1 protein-coding gene is annotated in these 773 nt (G+C 36.1%); it reads right to left on the bottom strand.

Features of this window, described 5'->3' with window-relative positions; translation table 11 throughout:
- Positions 1-169 precede the first annotated feature (169 nt).
- Positions 170-607, bottom strand: a complete 438-nt coding sequence (locus KCG35_RS25835; RefSeq protein WP_215822766.1) for a hypothetical protein — start codon at positions 605-607, stop codon at positions 170-172.
- Positions 608-773: the final 166 nt, after the last annotated feature.

Consider the following 773-nt stretch of genomic DNA (forward strand, 5'->3'; position numbering starts at 1 on the left):
TATTTCGCAGCACGGGCTGAAGCAAAAGGCATCGAGCTTAATACCATGGTTAATGAGCTGCTAAAAAAGGATATTGCCTTGATCAAAGGAGTTAAATAAAAATGCCCGCATATGCGGGCATACCAACTATGTAAAAATTTAGATAGATACACAGAAATATTTACAGGTGTTAATATAAAGCTTCTGGTATTTCATTCCCTTCGTTATCAACATATTTCATGTGGCTAAACTCTTCATCAATATATATATAAACGCCTTCACTAACTTTTTGGTTTTCTTTATTGAAATGTAACTCTTTTATCACGCGTTCTTCTTCATCAAGAACCAACTCGGTTTTTCTTAAAAAGTTATGCTCTCCATCATACTCAATAATACATGTTGGTTCATAAGAGTCCGCTTTATAGGTCTGTTCAAAGAATTTTTCTGGCTTTCCAAATTGGTTAAGACTAACCCAACCTATATCTCGACCTAGCTCATCACTTTCATAAATACATAATGATTGCAGTTTTTGGTCCTTATCAAAGTCAATTAAAGCTAGCTGTTCACCAAAAGAATCTGTTACATATACAGAGTCACCTGACTCCCAGTTTTCTCTTTTAACTCTCATCTAATTTCCTGCAATGATGAAATAATATGGTTCTGTCGCAAAGTTTGATCCGTCGTGATAGCCTTTCCCTCTCCTGCTAACACTCTGGTTATTTTGTAGTCACTATGAGTTATGATCAACGCTTCAAAGGTTGCCACTTCCCTAAATGTGTTGTACTGCAAGCGGT

Origin of the sequence: Zooshikella harenae, assembly GCF_018837975.1 — a bacterium.
Classification (GTDB): domain Bacteria; phylum Pseudomonadota; class Gammaproteobacteria; order Pseudomonadales; family Zooshikellaceae; genus Zooshikella; species Zooshikella harenae.